The following is a 1,009-nucleotide window of genomic DNA, read 5'->3' as shown; positions in this document are numbered from 1 at the left end:
ATGTGAATAATGGGTTAAAACATCCAAAAAAGTAAAGCAGTAGCAATAGAACCCCAGATATGAGAATAAAGTCCATTGGTCGCCCTGACTTTTGAAGCATTTTGAATTTTTACTTTTTCAATCAAAAAGTTAAATAAACTTTCAATAGGTTGTCGAACAATAGAAACAGCAGTAGAAAATAAGTCATCAGCTGCTTTTTTATATTGTCTAACAGATTCATGCTCCCCTTTAATGAGTTTAACAGGTGTATAAATATAAGTATTACTGTCTTTTAAAAGCTGTTCATTAAGCGATTTATCAGCATAAGCTTTATCAGCAAAAATAGCCCTATCAACGAGTTTAGGCAAAATAGGCTTCAGGGCTATTAAATCGAATTCAGAAGCACTTGTGAGACTTATAAATTCAGGTAAAGGTAATTTTTTAACTCGTCGAAAAGCCACAAAGTGTAATTTAACACCAAAATAGTAGATGTTTTTTGTTGCACAAAAGGTTCTGTCTGCTATTTCAAGGGCTACTTTGCCTTGTCGTTTACCAGAACAAAGCATGATTGGTAATGAGTCAACTAATGAAATACCTTCACTAATAGATTCATTCTCAATGTTTTTTAATGCTTCCAATTGTTTGGCAATTAATGCTAATATAGCACTTGATAAATTATTAAGCCGATGATTAAAGTTAGCATAAGCTGGTAAATTGGGAAACCATGAACGCATGTAACGATTAGCAAAATCCCATATCTCCTTCTTTAGATGCTTATTCTCATATCGTCGACTATAGAAATATATAGTTAAAAGCTCCTGATCTGTAATTTTTTCGTTACTAGGCGAAGAATTATTGCTAAATCGCTGATTATACCAACGAAGTTCACTATTATAGCACTCGCAGAAATAGAAGTACAAGGCTATGAGTTCATATTCTAACATAAGTCTTTTTTTATAGTTTGGTCACCATAAAAGTAAGTCTTAGTTGTCTTGGCTCTATTTCTGCTCTTTCAACCCATTATTCGCAT

General features: G+C 32.8%; 1 protein-coding gene. It reads right to left on the bottom strand.

Features of this window, described 5'->3' with window-relative positions:
* Positions 1–14: 14 nt before the first annotated feature.
* Positions 15–713, bottom strand: a complete 699-nt coding sequence (locus WAA15_RS24450) for a transposase (protein ID WP_337045473.1) — start codon at positions 711–713, stop codon at positions 15–17.
* Positions 714–1,009: the final 296 nt, after the last annotated feature.

It is taken from the genome of Emticicia sp. 17c (assembly GCF_037153985.1).
In the GTDB taxonomy this organism is placed as follows: domain Bacteria; phylum Bacteroidota; class Bacteroidia; order Cytophagales; family Spirosomataceae; genus Emticicia.
This window is presented reverse-complemented; position numbering and strand designations above follow the sequence as displayed.